At 67.7% G+C, this 16,349-nt stretch carries 13 protein-coding genes; 8 read left to right on the top strand and 5 right to left on the bottom strand.

The window, feature by feature from the left end; genetic code table 11:
* The first annotated feature begins 155 nt into the window (after positions 1–155).
* From QSJ19_RS23810 to QSJ19_RS23790, 5 genes are all read left to right on the top strand, one after another.
* Complete coding sequence (locus QSJ19_RS23810; protein WP_286323505.1) at positions 156–1,901, top strand: thiamine pyrophosphate-binding protein; 1,746 nt, start codon at positions 156–158, stop codon at positions 1,899–1,901.
* Positions 1,898–2,563, top strand: a complete 666-nt coding sequence (locus tag QSJ19_RS23805) for an SRPBCC family protein (protein ID WP_286323503.1) — start codon at positions 1,898–1,900, stop codon at positions 2,561–2,563. The genes QSJ19_RS23810 and QSJ19_RS23805 overlap by 4 nt, the downstream gene beginning before the upstream one ends.
* Complete coding sequence (locus QSJ19_RS23800; protein WP_286323502.1) at positions 2,560–3,585, top strand: 3-oxoacyl-ACP synthase III family protein; 1,026 nt, start codon at positions 2,560–2,562, stop codon at positions 3,583–3,585. Before QSJ19_RS23805 ends, QSJ19_RS23800 begins: the two co-directional genes overlap by 4 nt.
* Positions 3,582–4,622 (top strand): pyridoxal phosphate-dependent aminotransferase, encoded by a 1,041-nt coding sequence (locus QSJ19_RS23795; protein WP_286323501.1) that lies wholly within the window; start codon positions 3,582–3,584, stop codon positions 4,620–4,622. The genes QSJ19_RS23800 and QSJ19_RS23795 overlap by 4 nt, the downstream gene beginning before the upstream one ends.
* Before the next feature lie 202 nt (positions 4,623–4,824).
* Positions 4,825–5,574, top strand: coding sequence for an SDR family oxidoreductase (locus tag QSJ19_RS23790; RefSeq protein WP_286323535.1), 750 nt, complete (start codon positions 4,825–4,827; stop codon positions 5,572–5,574).
* Between the two features lie 30 nt (positions 5,575–5,604).
* Here the strand turns inward: QSJ19_RS23790 and QSJ19_RS23785 are convergent, their stop codons facing one another.
* Positions 5,605–6,279, bottom strand: coding sequence for a hypothetical protein (locus tag QSJ19_RS23785; protein WP_286323499.1), 675 nt, complete (start codon positions 6,277–6,279; stop codon positions 5,605–5,607).
* 19 nt (positions 6,280–6,298) lie between these two features.
* Between QSJ19_RS23785 and QSJ19_RS23780 the strand changes: the two genes are divergently transcribed.
* Positions 6,299–6,832: a hypothetical protein gene (locus tag QSJ19_RS23780; protein WP_286323498.1), complete on the top strand. Its 534-nt coding sequence runs from the start codon at positions 6,299–6,301 to the stop codon at positions 6,830–6,832.
* Between the two features lie 46 nt (positions 6,833–6,878).
* Here the strand turns inward: QSJ19_RS23780 and pgi are convergent, their stop codons facing one another.
* The 3 genes from pgi to QSJ19_RS23765 all read right to left on the bottom strand — a co-directional run bounded on the left by pgi (position 6,879) and on the right by QSJ19_RS23765 (position 9,861).
* Positions 6,879–8,582, bottom strand: coding sequence for a glucose-6-phosphate isomerase (gene pgi / locus QSJ19_RS23775; protein ID WP_286323495.1), 1,704 nt, complete (start codon positions 8,580–8,582; stop codon positions 6,879–6,881).
* A 43-nt stretch (positions 8,583–8,625) separates the two neighbouring features.
* Entirely contained in the window at positions 8,626–9,405 is a 780-nt protein-coding gene (locus QSJ19_RS23770; protein ID WP_286323494.1) for a class I SAM-dependent methyltransferase, read from the bottom strand.
* Between the two features lie 120 nt (positions 9,406–9,525).
* Positions 9,526–9,861, bottom strand: coding sequence for a chorismate mutase (locus QSJ19_RS23765; RefSeq protein ID WP_286323493.1), 336 nt, complete (start codon positions 9,859–9,861; stop codon positions 9,526–9,528).
* 46 nt (positions 9,862–9,907) lie between these two features.
* Here QSJ19_RS23765 and QSJ19_RS23760 point away from each other — a divergent pair, with 46 nt between their 5' ends.
* Entirely contained in the window at positions 9,908–11,770 is a 1,863-nt protein-coding gene (locus QSJ19_RS23760) for a hypothetical protein (RefSeq protein ID WP_286323492.1), read from the top strand.
* 13 nt (positions 11,771–11,783) lie between these two features.
* On the opposite strand, the gene QSJ19_RS23755 is transcribed toward QSJ19_RS23760, so the two are convergent.
* Positions 11,784–13,379, bottom strand: a complete 1,596-nt coding sequence (locus tag QSJ19_RS23755) for a hypothetical protein (RefSeq protein ID WP_286323490.1) — start codon at positions 13,377–13,379, stop codon at positions 11,784–11,786.
* A gap of 243 nt (positions 13,380–13,622) precedes the next feature.
* On the opposite strand from QSJ19_RS23755, the gene QSJ19_RS23750 reads away from it, so the two are divergent.
* Positions 13,623–16,130 (top strand): UvrD-helicase domain-containing protein, encoded by a 2,508-nt coding sequence (locus QSJ19_RS23750; RefSeq protein WP_286323488.1) that lies wholly within the window; start codon positions 13,623–13,625, stop codon positions 16,128–16,130.
* The last annotated feature ends 219 nt before the right edge of the window (positions 16,131–16,349 follow it).

Raw genomic sequence — 16,349 nt, 5'->3', positions numbered from 1 at the left:
AACTCCTCGCGGTGCTCCGTGTCCCGACGCCACGCCGGCCCCGACGACCGCACCTGCTGTGGGCTTCATCGTAGGTCGTCGTGCGAACACAGGACAGGGGTCGGCGGGCCGCGGATTTCAGCGGACCTTCAGGTTCGACGACGCACTGTTGCACCATGACCGCGCTCGCGAATCCCGCGCACCCGGCGGGACCGTCGGGACACGACGAGGCCGCCACTCGACACTCGGTCGCCGACTACGTTGTCCGACAGCTCGTCTCGATGTCGGTCACCACCGTATTCGGGGTGCACGGCGCCAACATCGAGGATCTGTTCGACGCGGCAGTGCGCGTCGACGGCATGACCCCGGTCATCGCCAAGCACGAGTTCGCCGCCGGAGCCATGGCCGACGGCACGGCCCGCATCACCGGTCATCCCGCGGTGGTGATGACCACCTCGGGCGGCGGTGCGATGAACGTGGTCCCTGCGCTCGCCGAGTCATACGACAGCCGGGTGCCGGTCATCGCCCTGATCGGCACCGCGCCGACGTCGTTCGTCGGGCAAGGAGCCTTCCAGGACATGCTGTCTCCACCGGACACCGTCGACCTCGCCGGACTCCTCGGCGCCATCACCGGGTCGTGCTCGGTCGTGACACGCCCCGACGAGGTCCCCGCGGCACTCGCGACCGCGTTCGCCACGGCACGACGCGGATTGCCCGCAGCCGTGCTGCTCCCGAAAGACGTCCAGTCAGCGCCGCTGCCCGAGGGACACGTGGCAATCCACCCTGCGATGATGTCACCCCCGCGCGTCGACGACGTGCCGGCCGCGCTGCTCGCTGCTGTCGCCGACGAGCTCTGCAGCACGGTCGAATCCGGTGGCGATGTAGCGATCTGGGTCGGTGACGAAGCGTCGGTGGCCGGTGTCGGATCGGGGATCGATGCACTGGCGCGAGCGCTGTCGGCTGTGGTGGTCGCCGCGCCCGGGGGACGGGACCTCCTGCGGGACGCCCCCGGATACGCCGGCGTCACGGGGGTGATGGGCCATCCGTCGGCCCATCGGGCGCTTGCCGCCACCACGGTCTGCCTCGTGATCGGCTGCCGGATGTCGATGACAGATCGTGCCGGCCTCGACGGAGCGCTCACACACATGCGGGTCATCCATCTGGGTTCCGAACCGCCGCGGATACCGGGAACCGTGGACCACCTCCACTGCGGCACGATCGGCTCGACGGTCGACCACCTGACATCGGCGATACGGGAACGGCTGCGCGGCAACACTCGTCGGCAGATGGCGACGGAGGTCACCTACCTGGGCATTGCGCCGGCGACCGTAAGCCTCGACATGCGCACGGTCATCGACGAAATCGGCGCCGCATTCCCGGCCGGCACAGCGGTGTTCGCGGACGCCGGGAATGCCGGGGCCGCAGCCATCCATCACCTCCCGTTCGGGCACGGCCGCTTCGTGGTGGCACTCGGCATGGGCGGCATGGGATACGGTGTCGCCGCCGGCATCGGCAACGCCATCCGGTCCGCGGCCGACGACGATCCCGGCCGGACGGTCGTCATCGCGGGAGACGGCGCATTCTTCATGCACGGCATGGAGTTGCACACCGCGATCGAACACGACGCACCCGTCACCGTCGTCGTGCTGAACAACAACGCCCACGCCATGTGCATCACCCGCGAGAAGCGTTTCTTCCCAAGCACTCCCAGCATCAATCGGTTCCGCTACACCGACATCGCCGGAGGTCTCGCGGCCATGTTCGACCGACTCATGGTCGTCCACCTCGCCGATCGCGCGTCGCTGCGCCCGGCGGCGGCGGATCTGCTGTCGCGGGCCGGGCCGAACTGTCTCGTGGTCGATGTCGACCCCGATGAGATCCCCCCGTTCGCACCGCTCCTCGAGAGAGAAGATCACCCATGACCGCTGTGCTGCCCGCCCTCTCCGACCTCGGCGACGCCATCGCCACGCTCGACGGTCTCACCCGGATCGAGTCTCATCCGCGGAAGGTCGCGACGCCGATCCTGATGGACAGATTGCGATCGGTCTATCCGCACGACTCGATCTACGGCGACTTCTGCCCGGTCCAGGGCTATGTCGACGCCCCGCCGCGCGAGCTGTACGAGTGGCTCGCCGACACTCGGTCGTTGGAGGAATGGACCTACAGCCTGCGCGGTTTCGTCGAGACGGACGAGGACGGACTCTGGGTGGCGCAGGATCGGCTCGGGTCCGACACCGCGATCTACACCCGTACGGTCGCGCACCCCGATGCGATGACCGTCGACTACCACTGCGCCTGGGACCAGGGGCGCCATCTGTGGATGATCTACCTGATGCGCGTCGTCGACGCCCAGGTCGTACTCGACAAGCCGGGATCGGTCGTGCTGTGGGTGAACTGCCGTCATCCGTTCTACGACGAGAACCCGTACCCGGAGACCGCTCCGCCCGAACGCCCGGTGTGGGTGGGTGACTTCTGGGACACGTTCTCGGCCGGACATCAGATCGAACTCGACAACCTCACGGCGATCGCCGAGTACCGGCATCACCACGGCCTGCCCATCACCCCCGATTGGATGCGACGATGACCGCCACCCCGACCTGCCTGATCGACCTCGCCGCCTACCTTCCCGAGAATCGAGTCCCCGCAGAGTATTTCGCAAAGTACGCCGCCGACGACGACCTCATCGACAACGTGATGTTCCGTGCGCCCGCTTTTCGTCACCATGCCGGCGAGGGCGAGACGTCGGCGGACATGATCCTCGAGGCGGCGCGGGTCCTGACCGACCGGAACGGTGGTGACTTCCTCGACGACGTCGACGTCGTCCTCACTCACAGCCAGCTGCCCGAGGTACCCGTTCGGGGATGCGGCGGCGAGGTGGCACATCGACTCGGCCTGCGACCGTCGACGGTCCTCGACGTCCACAACGGCGGGTGCGCCGCCTTCATCCACATGATCGACGTCGCCGGCGCACTGCTGAGGGCTGGCGGAGGCCGAAAGGCGTTGCTGGGGTTGGCCCAGAACAGCGCCGCCCAGGTCTTCACCCAGGAACAGGTGCGCGGCAAGCCGCAGGCGTCGATCCCGGGAGACGGCGCGGCGGTCGCGGTCCTCACGCTCTCCGACGATCACGGCAGCCCGGTACTCGGACTGACCTGTCACTCCTACGGGCAGTATGCGGGTGACATGACCGGGGTGTCGTCGCCTCCGCGGAAATACTGGGAGGCCGGCGCCGGACAGATCCACATCGGCTTCACCGAGGCCAAGATCGCGAAGGTGCTCGCCCGCGGCAACCGGATGGTGCCGGAGACCGCCATCGAGGTCGCCGACGCCATCGGGGTGAGGCCGTCCGATCTCGACTGGTTCATCACCAATCAGCCCAATCGGATCTTCCTGCGGAACTGGCGGGAAGCGATGGAGCTACCCGATTCACGACACCCGGACACTTTCGACGAATGCGGCAACCTCTTCGCCGTCGGAATTCCGGTCACCCTCGACACGGCTGTGGCCGATGGTCGAATTCGCAAGGGCGACATCGTCATGACGGCCGCGTTCGCACATGCGGGTGACTTCTCGGCGGCAGCGGCGCTGCGGTGGGGTGGGCGCCCATGAGCGGCCTGCGCGGTTCCGGCAGCGGATCGTCGGGCCGCCTTCGTCTCGACCTCAACGAATCGGCCTACCCGCCGCTCCCGTCCGTCGCCGACGCACTCCGACGGTCGATCTCCCGGGCGAACCGGTACCCCGATTTTCTGCCTGACGACACGCGAGCGGCCATCGCCGGACACCTGGGCCTCCCGCCCGGTCAGGTCACCGTAGGCCCGGGAGCCACCGGGGTCGCGCTGGGCGTCCTGCACCGCGCCATGCGCCACGCACAGTCGTCGGGGATCACCTCTCCGACGCTGGTGACGCCGATGCCGACCTTCGACGGCTATCCGATCCTGGCGAACATGGTCGGCATGCGGGTGACACCCGTTCGGCTGGCCGACGACGGTGGCGTCGACCTCGACCGGGTGCGCGCCGCCATCACGTCCGATACCTCCGTGGTGATCATCTGCTCACCGCACAACCCGACGGGCACGGTGGTCGAGCACGACCAGCTGTATCGCTTCGTCGACGAACTTCCGTCGCACATCGTCACCATCGTCGACCAGGCCTACATCGAGTTCGCCGGGACAGAGCCGGACCTGGACCGGCTCATCGGCCATCGCAATCCCGTCGTGGTGCTGCGGACCTTCTCGAAGGCGTACGGGTTGGCCGCCCTGCGGATCGGCTACGGGCTGGGTCGTCCGGACGTCGTCGGCGAGCTGCGCAATCATGAGGTGCCTTTCGCCGTGAGCCCCGCGGCAATCGCCGCTGTTCCGGTGGGGCTCGCGGCCGACGTCGAACTCGCGCAACGGGTTCGGGCTATGCGCGCGGAGCGGGACCGGCTGGTCGGGATGCTGCACGCCATCGGTTGTGCAACCGTCCAGGCGCACGCGAACTTCGTGTTCCTCCCGGGACCGGACGGTGTGGCGTTGGGACAGCTGCTGCGCGTCTGCGGGATCGACACCAAGCAGTGCGGCGATGCCGGCACGCGGATCACCGTCGGTGACCCTGCCGGCACCGACCGTGTGATGCAGGCCCTGCGCCTGACCTCACAGACTGCCTGAACGTCCCGGAAACACGCCCCGGGAAAGCGCCCGGTCGACGGGATTCGCGCACGCATTGTCGACGGCGTCGCTCGTGCGGGCGCTTTGTCGGCGCGCATCTCCGGGACGTGCCAGGTTGTGGATGCGCACCACCGCACCGCCGCACCACCGCACCGCGTGCTCGCGCGAGGCGGCCGACCGCGGACCGGTAGGTTGGTCCACCATGGGTGCGACGACACGGCAGAAGATCCTGATCACCGGCGCGAGTTCGGGACTCGGCGAGGGCATGGCGCGCAGATTCGCCGCCGACGGACGGGCCCTCGCGCTCTGTGCCCGTCGCACCGACCGGCTCGACGCATTGGCCGACGAACTCCGTCCCGCCGCAGCGCGGATCGCGACGGCGCGGCTCGACGTCACGGACACCGATTCGGTTTCCGGGGTCTTCGCATCGCTCGCGGATCAGCTCGGCGGGCTCGATCGGGTGATCGTGAACGCCGGTCTCGGCAAGGGTGCGCCGATCGGCACCGGCAAGGCGGCGGCGAACATCGAGACCGTGCAGACGAATCTCGTCGGTGCGCTCGCGCAGATCGAGGCGGCACTCGAGATCTTCCGCGCGCAGGAGCACGGTCACCTCGTGCTGATCAGTTCGATGAGTGCCATTCGCGGCTTGCCCAGATCGCAGGCGGCGTACTCCGCGTCGAAGGCCGGGCTGTCCGCGCTCGGGCAGGGGCTGCAGGCGGAGTTCGCGACATCACCCATCACGATCTCGGTTCTGCTCCCCGGATACATCGAGACCGACATCAACCGCGGCGTGAAGACCGCGATGATGACCGACACCGACACCGGCGTCGACGCGATGGTGGCGGCGATCGAGAAGGAATCGTCATGGGCGCCCGTCCCACGCTGGCCGTGGTGGCTTATCGCCACGGCGTTGCGGTTCCTGCCGTCGGAGATCAGTCGCCGGCTGGTGTGATCGCCGGTCGTGTCACAGACTGCCGGGTGGTCAGCCGGCCGGAGTACTCGGCGCCGCCGGTGTCGATGCAGGGCCGGGGAGGGACCAGGCGACCGGCGTCGACTTGTAGTCGAGCGCCGGGTCGCCGGTGGTGTCTGCCCAGTAGATGACCTGCTGCAGCCGTTGACCCTGGTCGGCGACGGAGACGAGGCACGCCGAGTACGACTGTCCGCGCCGCATTCGTTCCGGCGGCGTCGCCACCGGACACGCGGTGAGGCCGGGAGTGGGTGCGAGGGTCAGCGCCGGCGTACGGCCGTCGGCGCTGCCGCTGAGACCGACGACGCGTGGCGCCGGTGCGGGACGCGACGCCAACGAGGTGACGGTCACGTAGAGGAAGTACGGCGTGCCGCCTTGGGCGGTGTCCTCGGGGACTCCCTCGGCAGGGGTGATCCCGGTGACGGTGAACATCGCGGGCGATCCGTTCGCGGCGAACGCGTTGGCCGGCAACACCGCGCTCTGACCGAACGTCAGGGCTGTTCCCGGTGACGAACGAGCGGGCTGACCTGCCGGCACGGTGACCGCCGCACTGGTCGGGACGGACGTGGGCGTCACGTCGTCGGTCGGGGTGGAACCGGTGCACGCGGCGACTGTTGCCAGAACGACGAACACGCCGATCGGCAGACACACACGCCGGGCCGCACCCGGCACCCTCGCGGAGGAACTCACCCTGCGTAAGGTATCCGATGTGTCGACCAAGCAAGGGCAGGTTGTGGCCCATGGCGCGTTTCAGTTGTTCTCCGAGCGCCGTCGGGGCGAGGTCAGCGAGCTGTTGATCGATGTGTTCGGTCGCGGCGACGTGACGGCACTCGGCGCCGACTGGCGCGGCATCGTCTACTTCACGCTCGACGACGATCCGGAACTCGACGCGGACACCGTCGTCGGGTTCGACCCGTCCAGCGGGAGCAGTGGTCCGCTGACGTCGGTGGACGAGGTGCTCGAGGCGGTCCGCACCGGCGACATCGCCGAGGCGGTCGACTCCGCGAGTTTCGACGCGTGGCGGACGGCGACGGGTCGGCGTTCGATCGACATGGGCGACTGCGTGCCGCCTGCGCTGCACGAGTTCATGGGCGGCGACCCGGCCGAACGATCCACCGAGACACAGGATCTCGTCACCTTCATCGCAGTGTCCGCAGCCCTGATGGGTCGCCTCGAAGAACTCGGCGTGCAACCCGGCGACGAGATTCCCGACGAGGTGTTCGACGAGTCGCGCTGGGGATAGGCGTCTCCCGATCCCTGAGGAGCGAGCTTGCGAGCGTCTCGAAGGGTCAGGCCTTGCGTCCCCGGTGCTCGCGGTACCAGCGCACCAACTCGTCGGTCGACGAATCGTCCTGCGGCGCAGGTGATTGTGCGTCGACGATGATACCGAGAAGCTCTTTGGCCTGGGTCTTGCCGAGTTCCACACCCCACTGATCGAACGGGTTGATACCCCAGATCGTGCCCTCGACGAAGACCTGATGCTCGTACAGTGCGATCAGCTGACCGATCACCGACGGTGTCAGTTCGGGCGCGAGGATCGATGTGGTCGGCCGGTTCCCGGGCATGACCTTGTGCGCCACCACGTTCGGTGCCACGCCTTCGGCTGAGATCTCGTCGGCGGTCTTGCCGAAGGCCAGGACCTTCGTCTGCGCGAAGTAGTTGCTCATGAGGAGGTCGTGCATCGAGCCGGTGCCGTCCGCGGTCGGCAGATCGTCGGTCGGCTCGGCGAAACCGATGAAGTCCGCGGGGATCATCCGTGTGCCCTGGTGCAGGAGTTGGTAGAAGGCGTGCTGACCGTTGGTGCCGGGCTCGCCCCAGAAGACCTCGCCGGTCTCGGTGGTGACGTGATGCCCGTGAGCGGTCACGGACTTGCCGTTGGACTCCATCGTCAGCTGCTGCAGATACGCGGCGAATCGCGCCATGTCGTTCGAGTACGGCAGGACGACGCGGGACTGTGTATCCCAGAAGTTGTTGTACCAGAGGCCGATCAGACCCAGGATGACCGGTGCGTTCTGCTCGAGGGGAGCGGTCCGGAAGTGATCGTCGACGAGGTGGAATCCGGCGAGGAACTCGGCGAACTGTTCCTTGCCGATCGCCGCCATCACCGACAGGCCGATGGCGGAGTCCACCGAGTACCGGCCGCCGACCCAGTCCCAGAAGCCGAACATGTTGGCGGTGTCGATGCCGAACTTCGCGACTGCGTCGGCGTTGGTGCTCACGGCCACGAAGTGTTTGGCGACCGCGCCCTCCGGGGTCTCGCCGTCGCCGGCGAGTTCGTCGAGGAGCCATCGTCGTGCGGCCGCCGCATTCGTCAGCGTCTCGAGCGTGGTGAACGTCTTGGAGGCGATGATGAACAGGGTGGTCTCGGCGTCGAGGTCGGCGAGGGTGGCGACCATGTCGGCCGGATCCACGTTGGAGACGAAGTGACAGCGGATGTCGGCGTCGACGTAGTGGCGCAGCGCCTGATAGACCATGACCGGCCCGAGGTCCGATCCGCCGATCCCGATGTTGACGACGTCGGTGATGGCCTTGCCGGTGTGACCCTTCCACTCTCCGCTGCGGAGCCGGTCGGTGAACTCGCCCATGGCCGTGAGGACTTCGTGCACGTCGGCGACGACGTCCTGTCCGTCGACGTGCAGGGTGGCGCCTGCGGGCAGTCGCAGCGCGGTGTGCAGGACGGCGCGGTCCTCGGAGGTGTTGATGTGTTCACCGGCGAACATGTCGTCGCGGCGATCCTCGATGCCTACCTCGCGGGCGAGGCTGAAGAGTAGTTCGAGGGTCTCGCGCAGGACCCGATGCTTCGAGTAGTCGATGTGCAGGTCGCCGACGTTGACGTTCAGCTCCCGTCCGCGGTCGGGGTCTACGGCGAAGACTTCGCGGAGATGCATCGCATAGACGTGCGGCTGGTGGGCGGCGAGCGCCTGCCAGGACTGCGTTGCGGTGATGTCGTCGTGATCGCTGGTGTCGAAGTCGCTGCCGGAGACGTCACTCATGACGTTCACCCTATGTGGTCGGCGCGTCACACGTGGGGCTACCTCAGTGGTCAGGGAGCGTCGGCGAGACGACACCGCTGCCGAACCAGGCGCGAGCCTCCAGCGTGAACGGTCCATCCGGTAGGAGCGGACGGCAGAGTTCGCGCACCTGCTCCTGCTCATCCGCGGACAGTGCCGCCAGGTGAGCGCCCGCAGGCCCGACGGCGAAGGTGAACGGCTGCCAGAAGTCGTCGAAGTCGATGTAGTCGACCCGTGCTGTCAGAGCGCCGTCGACCACATCTCGCAGCCCGATCGCGCGCAGGCGGGTGGCGATGTCGCCGCGACTGACACCCACCCGCATACGCTCGCCGACGACGCCGGGGTCGAGTTCGCGGGCCGCAGCCCAGAACGTCTCCAGCATCGTCATCCCGCCCTCGTCGAGATCCCACATGCACGCGGCGACGACACCACCCGATCGGGTGACCCGTGCCATCTCCCGCAGGCCTTGGTCGGCGTCGGTCATGAACCCGACGACCAGGCACGACAATGCCGCGTCGAACGTGTCGTCGGGCCAGGGCAGCGCCTCGGCGATGCCCTCACGGACGTCTGCCTGCGGGTGGCGCTCGCGGCAGGTGGAGACGAACTGGGGTGCCGGGTCGATCGCGGCGACGCTCGGTGCGCCCACGTATCGCGCGAGCACCCCGGTGAGGCCGCCCGGACCGCATCCGACGTCGAGGACTCGGGCCTTCCGATCGATCCCGACCGCGTCGACCAGTTCGGGCGCGAGCGTCTGCGTGTAGCGACCCATGAAGCGGTCGTAGCCGTCAGCCGGTGACGTGAACATGAGGTCCACTCAACTCCGGTGGGTGTGCGGGGTCAATCGTGTCGACCGCCGGCCACCGGACAGGGCTGCGTCAGGTGAGAAAGGATGCTCTGCACCAATACTTTTCGCTTGTGCCGGTCCTCAACGCCCGAGCGGGCCGCGCCCCAGCCGCAGCAGCAGCATCGCGAGCGTGTGTCCCTCCTGGCCGAGCTCGGCGAAACGATCGAGCACCTTCACCTCACGGCTGTGCACCAGGCGCGGGCCACCCGACGCCATGCGCGCCGCACCGATCTTCTTCGACACTGCGGACCGCCGCTTGATGGACGCGAGGATCATCGCGTCGAGCCGATCGATCTCCTTGCGCAGGTCGTCGATGTCGTCGGTCAGCCCGGCCACGTCGGAGGACAGGTCGTAGGCATCCACGTCGAACGGCGGCGCGGCACCGGACTTCTCGTCAGGGCTGTTGGCGTCAGTCACGCGACCGATTTTGCCACGGGACCCACCGGCCGTGAGACTGGACCGCATGCTGAGCAGGGGGACGTTGTGGTCGGTGGCCCTTGCGCTGATCACCGCGCAACTCGTGATCCGCGGATGGCTGGCCGTCACCGGGAACTTCTATTGGGACGACCTGGTGCTCATCGGTCGTGCTTCATCGCACCCGATCCTGAGCTGGGACTACCTGGGTCACAGCCACGACGGCCACTTCATGCCCGCTGCGTTTCTCGTCGCCGGTGTCTCCACGGTGATCGCGCCGGTCAACTGGATCGTCCCCGCCATCACGCTGATCGTGATGCAGGCGTTGGCCTCGCTCGCGGTCTGGCGGATGATCCGTGTCCTGGTGGGCCCGCGAGCAGGGATCGGGGCGTTGGCCGCACTGGCCTTCTACCTCTTCACCCCGATGACGGTGCCGGCGTTCACCTGGTGGGCGGCCGCGCTGAACTCATTGCCCATGCAGGCGGCGATGGCCTGGATCGTGGCAGACGCCGTTCTGCTGGCGCGCTCGCGCGGGCGACGGCCCGACGCGACACTGATCATCGTCCGATCGTCGGTGATCTTCGTGGTGGCCTTGGCCTTCTTCGAGAAGTCGCTGTTCATCCTTCCCGTCGCGTTCGCCGCGGCCGTGCTGGCCGTTCGGTTCGACGGTGCACGCCCGCAGAGCGCGAGCACCGATGACGTCGGCCATCCGATGCCGGACAGTCCGCTGATCCGTGCGTTCACCGGGGCACGTCTGCTGTGGGCGTCGATGGCGGTGATCTTCGCGGTGTGGGTCGTCGTCTTCTTCTCGGTGTCCGACGCCACGGCCGGGCAGCACTCCATCGCCCAGACGGCGCGACTCGTGTGGCGCTCGATCAACGACGCGGTCATCCCGTCCCTGATCGGTGGTCCCTGGGAGTGGGAGCGCTGGGTGCCCAGTCCGCCCATGGGCTTTCCGCCGGTGTGGATGATCGTCCTCGGCTGGGTGGTCGCTGCGCTCCTGGTCTGGTGGGCGGTGGCCCGCCGGCGCGGTGCGGCCGTCGTCGTCGCCTGTGCGGTCGTCTACATGATCGCCGCGCAGATACCGGCGATGTGGAACCGGTCGAGCGCGAACACGGCGCTGGAACTCGCCCAGACGATGCGCTACCTGCCGGACACGGCGGTGGTGTTCACCATCGCGATCGCCCTTGTCGTCGCCGCCCCGGCTGCCTCGACGCAGGCCGTCGTCGGACGTCATGCCGGGGCATCCGGGCGTACGGCGGCCGCGCACCCGGTCGGCGTCGTCCTCGTGGCGGCTCTCGCGATCGCTTCCGCGATGATCTCGCTGGTGTCGTTCGCGGACTCCTGGCGCGACGACCCCACCGGCGACTACCTTGCGAATGCGAAACGCGCACTGGCGGAGAACCGCGACATCACCATGTTCGACCAGTCGCTGCCGCTGGAGGTCCTGCTCCCGGTCGCCTATCCGAACAACCAGATCAGCCACACCTTCGGACGGGTCACCGAGCGGCCGCGGTTCGGCGTCACCACCGATCGTCTGCAGGTGCTCGACAGCAGCGGGAACATGGTGCCCGGCGCCGTGACACCGGCGCGGACCATCCGGCCGGGCAGGGGCAGTTGCGCCCGGCCCGAGCTCGACGGCCCGGGCCGACTGACGCTGAACGGGCCGTTGATCCAATGGCGCTGGACCGTCGCGGTGAGTTATTGCGCGAACTCGGGCGGTGAGATCGAGTTGTCGCTCGACGGCGGCCGCCCCGTGCGGGTGCCGGTGCAGGCCGGACTCCACGTCGTCTATGTCCAGATCGAGGGGCGCGGGCGGGCGGTTCGGATCCGGCCGGTCACCGACGGCTTGGCGATGCACACCGGCGAAGGTCGGGTCGGCGAGGTGGCCGAGGCCCGACTGGTGGGCTGAGCGCGAGACCGAGTCAGGCGCGGTCGAGCGGAGTGGAGAACACCTTGAGCTTGTCGGGACTCACTCCCTGCGAGATCGCGAGCAGGCGCAGTGCCGTCGCGAGCTCGGGTTCGGATGTCATGTAGGTGATCTCGCGCTCACCGGAGGCGGCCAGCTGTTGTCCGAGCTGGTCGGTGATCAGCTGCGTACCCGACCAACTCGGATCGAGCCGGGCCCCGGTGATGTGACTCGCGTACCCGGGCGCGAATGCGACGAAGAGATTGCCCTCGGGTCCGACGCCGTCGAACACGTAGTCACCCTGCCGGATCCCATAACTGCTCGGGAAGCCGGCGACCTGATCGTTGTACCGCGCCGCCTCGGCCTTCTTCGATCCGGTGCGCACCAACGTGATCGGGAGCGTGCTCGACTTCTCCTGGCTGGAGATGTACTCGTTCAGGTTCTCGGCCGACTCGTCGACGAACGGGAGGAACTCGATGGCGAGGTCGGTTCGGACGTTGCGCGACCCCGGTGGGAGGGCGGTCGCCGTGCAGGTGGTGTCGGCGCGACCGCCGAACGGAGCCGTGACGACCCGCGTACAGGTGCCGCCGCGGGCACCCGGCGGAAGGTTGTCGACGGCGAACCGGATCGTCAGGCCGAAGTTGACGTGCCCGGTCACACCGCGGAGTTCGTTGGCGACATCCGGATCGATGGTGCCGTTGGCGGTGATGGTGAACCCGCACGCGTCGGTGGTGCAGCTTCCGGTGGGCCGGGAGGACACTGCGTTCGACGCGAGCGGGACAGCCGGTGCGGGGACGCTGGTCAGCTCGGGCACGAGTGCGCGTTCGCCGGCGAAGAGTTCCGCCAGGTCCGCGGAGGCGAGCAGGTCGACGTCGGTGTCGACGCTGACCTTGTAACCCTCGCGGCTGAAGTCGCCCGTGATGTGGGTGACCTTCTTGCTCGCGGGGTCGAACGTCGTGTCGAGGGTGCCGACCCGGACCTTGTCGTCGCCGACGGCGGTGATCTCCGGATCGCTCGTGGGCCAGTACCGGGCATCCGGCAGCCCCTTGTTGGGAGCGGGGAGCTCGAGTCCGGGGGCAGGTGCCCGCACCCGCTCGGTGTTGCCGATCCGGCCGGAGAGCAGGACCGGCGAGAGCAGATATCCCAGATCGGGGAGCCCCGAGTACCGCAGGTTCGTCCACTTGTTCTCGATCGCGGCGAGATCGATCTGCTGGGCGATCCGGGCGCCGCCGAACAGGTCGGTCCAGATCCGGGACGGGCCCTTGAGATAGCGATAGTTGCCGATCTGCAGGTACTGCGCGGGCGTCGAGTTGACCGTGATGGTGCCCTCGGCGTTCTTGGTCGACGCGACCGTCAGATCGGTGAACTCGACCGTGCGTGGCTGTCCGCCACCCTCATCGGTGGTGGTGAGCGTGCCCGAGTACCGTGCGCCCGGGCTGGCTCCGAGTGCGAACGCCACCTCGTCGAGCTTGTGCTGGGCGGTGAACGCCGCCGTCGGTGCGGATGCGCCGCTGGTGGGGAACGGCACGAAGGACAGGATGACGGCGACGACCAGTGCGAGGAGCCCGGCCCCGAACACGAACGCCGGAACGGCGACGGACTGACGTTGCATCGCGGACCCTCTCGACATGCCGGGCGGGAGGACCACGGCGACCGTGCACGGACAGGAGATCATGCCCGGTGCGGTCGGCGACATGGGCCCGACTGAATGACCCCCCGCCGATCCTCCCGATTCGGGCATATCGTAACCGCAGCGGACGACACCCGGGCATCGCCCGAGTCGTCGGAGTCGGTGGTGGCCGCGCCGGGAGCGTGCAGGGAGTCTGTCGTGACGCGGTAGTAGCCTTGATTCCTGATGACTAGCCCCACCCGCGAGACCTCTCACCCCGCCCCGCCGGCCTCCACGACCGCGTCGTCGGACGACCGCACCGCCCGCCTGCTCGACGGACTGAACCCGCAGCAGCGTGCCGCGGTCCTGCATGCGGGGTCCCCCCTGCTGATCGTCGCGGGAGCGGGGTCGGGGAAGACGGCCGTGCTGACGCGCCGGATCGCCTACCTGCTGGCCGAGCGGGACACCTCGCCCGGCCAGATCCTCGCGATCACGTTCACCAACAAGGCCGCCGCGGAGATGCGTGAGCGGGTGATCGACCTGGTGGGTCCGCGCGCCAACTTCATGTGGGTCTCGACGTTCCACTCGACGTGCGTGCGCATCCTGCGCGCCCAGTCGGCGCTGCTGGGTGCGCGCAACTCGAACTTCTCCATCTACGACTCGGATGATTCGAAACGCCTGCTGGGCATGATCATCCGTGATCTGGAACTCGACCCGAAGAAGTTCAGCCCGCGCGGGGTCGCGGTCAGCATCTCGAATCTGAAGAACGAACTGATCGGCCCCGACGAGGCGTTGGCGGCCGCCACCGACGGCGAACCGTCGGTGCTCGTCGTCGCGCAGATCTACGCCGAGTATCAGCGTCGGCTCCAGTCGGCGAACGCATTCGACTTCGACGACCTGATCGGCGAGACGGTGTCGCTGCTGCAGCGTCACCCCGAGGTGGCCGAGTACTACCGCCGCCGCTTCCGCCACGTCATGGTCGACGAGTACCAGGACACCAATCACGCGCAGTACGTGTTCATTCGTGAGCTCGTCGGCGACGAGGAGTCGGAGTCGCCGGTCTCACCGTCGGAGCTGTGTGTCGTCGGCGATGCGGATCAGTCGATCTATGCGTTCCGTGGTGCGACGATCCGCAACATCGAGGAGTTCGAGCGCGACTTCCCGAGTGCCGAGACGATCCTGCTCGAGCAGAACTACCGGTCGACTCAGACGATCCTGTCGGCGGCCAACGCCGTCATCGCGCGCAATGAGAATCGCCGTGACAAGCGGTTGTGGACGGACTCCGGCGACGGCGAGCTGATCGTCGGTTACGTCGCGGACTCCGATCGTGAGGAGTCGCTGTTCATCGCCAAGGAGATCGAGGACCTCGCCGACTATTCGATCGGCGGGTCGTCGAGCCATTCGTACTCCGACATCGCCGTGTTCTATCGCACGAACACCGGCTCGCGGTCGCTGGAAGAGGTGTTCGTCCGGCACGGTATCCCGTACAAGGTCGTCGGCGGGACGAAATTCTATGAGCGCAAAGAGGTTCGCGATGTGGTCGCGTACCTGCGCGTCGTCGCGAACCCAGACGACACGGTCAGCCTCCGCCGAATTCTGAACACCCCCCGACGCGGCATCGGCGACCGCGCCGAAGCGTGTGTGGCGGTGCACTCGGAGAATCGCGGGATCAGCTTCTACGAATCCCTGATGGAGGGCGCCGAGGGCAAGGTGCCGTTGCTGAACACCCGAGCGGTCAAGCAGATCGGTGGATTCGTCGAACTCATCGAGGGCTTGCGCAACGATTTCCTCGCCACATTCGGCGCGGCCGGGGAGGCGGCAGAGGATGTCGCCGTCGTCGACGCCACCGAGGAGGGCGCCGACATCGGGGAACTGGTGGACGCCATCGTCGAACGGACCGGCTACCGCGCCGAACTCGAGGCCTCCCGGGACCCACAAGACGGTGCCCGTCTGGACAACCTCAACGAATTGGTGGCTGTCGCAAGGGAGTTCAGTGCAGATGCAGCCGGACTCGCTGCCGTGGATGCCGACCTGGACGATCTGGAGGACCTCGACGAGGTGCCCGACAACGACGGTGAACCCGAGCCGGGTTCATTGGCCGCCTTCCTGGAGAAGGTGTCACTGGTGGCTGACGCCGACCAGGTGCCGGATGAGGGGGACGGCGTCGTCACCCTCATGACGCTGCACACCGCGAAGGGGCTGGAGTTCCCGGTCGTCTTCGTGACCGGTTGGGAAGACGGACATTTCCCCCATATGCGGGCGCTCGGCGACCCGGCCGAACTGAGCGAGGAACGCCGGCTCGCCTACGTCGGCATCACCCGCGCCAAGGAACGGTTGTATGTCACGCGTTCGGTGACCCGCGCGTCGTGGGGTCAGCCGGTCTCGAATCCGGAATCCCGCTTTCTGCAAGAGATTCCGCAGCACCTGGTGGACTGGCGTCGCACCGAGCCGCGTCGGTCGGCGAGTCGCCATCTGGGGTCGTCGGGCGGTGTGTTCGGTCGCGGCGATTCCGGCGGGGGATTCGGTCGAGAACGTCTCGGGCGATCGTCGTACTCGACCGATCCGACGCGTGGCCGCAACAAGCAGGTGAACTACGACGTCGGCGACCGCATCAACCACCCGAAATACGGCCTCGGCAAAGCGGTTCAGAAAGAGGGCAACGGGGCGACCGAGCGGATCACGTTCGACTTCGGTGGCAAGGTCGGGCGCGTGACACTCCTGACCGCGGGCGGCCTCCCCGGCGACAAGCTCTAGGAGGCCGCTGAAATAGGGGCCGTCGGGGTTTGTTGTTTTGGTGTTGGGGTTGCCGGGTTGGTTGACGTTGCATCGGGTGCGGGCCCGGGTGGGCCCGGGCCCCCGGGTCAGGCTGGTGCCAGTGTCCAGGTGTTGGCGGTGTTGGTCAGTCCCAGGGTGATCAGGCGGCGCAGGTTCAGGGCGGCTGCGCGGTGGTGGAGCCAGTTGTTGTTCTTCTCC

Origin of the sequence: Gordonia sp. ABSL11-1 (genome assembly GCF_030315685.1) — a bacterium.
Taxonomy (GTDB): Bacteria; Actinomycetota; Actinomycetes; order Mycobacteriales; family Mycobacteriaceae; genus Gordonia.
Note: the sequence above shows the minus strand (reverse complement) of the source record. Positions and strands in the feature narration are given on the sequence as shown.

Bases quoted from the DNA above. Each gene is read 5' to 3' on its own strand.
- QSJ19_RS23810 (WP_286323505.1), top strand. From the start codon at position 156: ATGACCGCGCTCGCGAATCCCGCGCACCCGGCGGGACCGTCGGGACAC.
- QSJ19_RS23805 (WP_286323503.1), top strand. From the start codon at position 1,898: ATGACCGCTGTGCTGCCCGCCCTCTCCGACCTCGGCGACGCCATCGCC.
- QSJ19_RS23800 (WP_286323502.1), top strand. From the start codon at position 2,560: ATGACCGCCACCCCGACCTGCCTGATCGACCTCGCCGCCTACCTTCCC.
- QSJ19_RS23795 (WP_286323501.1), top strand. From the start codon at position 3,582: ATGAGCGGCCTGCGCGGTTCCGGCAGCGGATCGTCGGGCCGCCTTCGT.
- QSJ19_RS23790 (WP_286323535.1), top strand. From the start codon at position 4,825: ATGGGTGCGACGACACGGCAGAAGATCCTGATCACCGGCGCGAGTTCG.
- pgi (WP_286323495.1), bottom strand. From the start codon at position 8,582: ATGAGTGACGTCTCCGGCAGCGACTTCGACACCAGCGATCACGACGAC.
- QSJ19_RS23770 (WP_286323494.1), bottom strand. From the start codon at position 9,405: ATGTTCACGTCACCGGCTGACGGCTACGACCGCTTCATGGGTCGCTAC.
- QSJ19_RS23760 (WP_286323492.1), top strand. From the start codon at position 9,908: ATGCTGAGCAGGGGGACGTTGTGGTCGGTGGCCCTTGCGCTGATCACC.
- QSJ19_RS23755 (WP_286323490.1), bottom strand. From the start codon at position 13,379: ATGCAACGTCAGTCCGTCGCCGTTCCGGCGTTCGTGTTCGGGGCCGGG.
- QSJ19_RS23750 (WP_286323488.1), top strand. From the start codon at position 13,623: ATGACTAGCCCCACCCGCGAGACCTCTCACCCCGCCCCGCCGGCCTCC.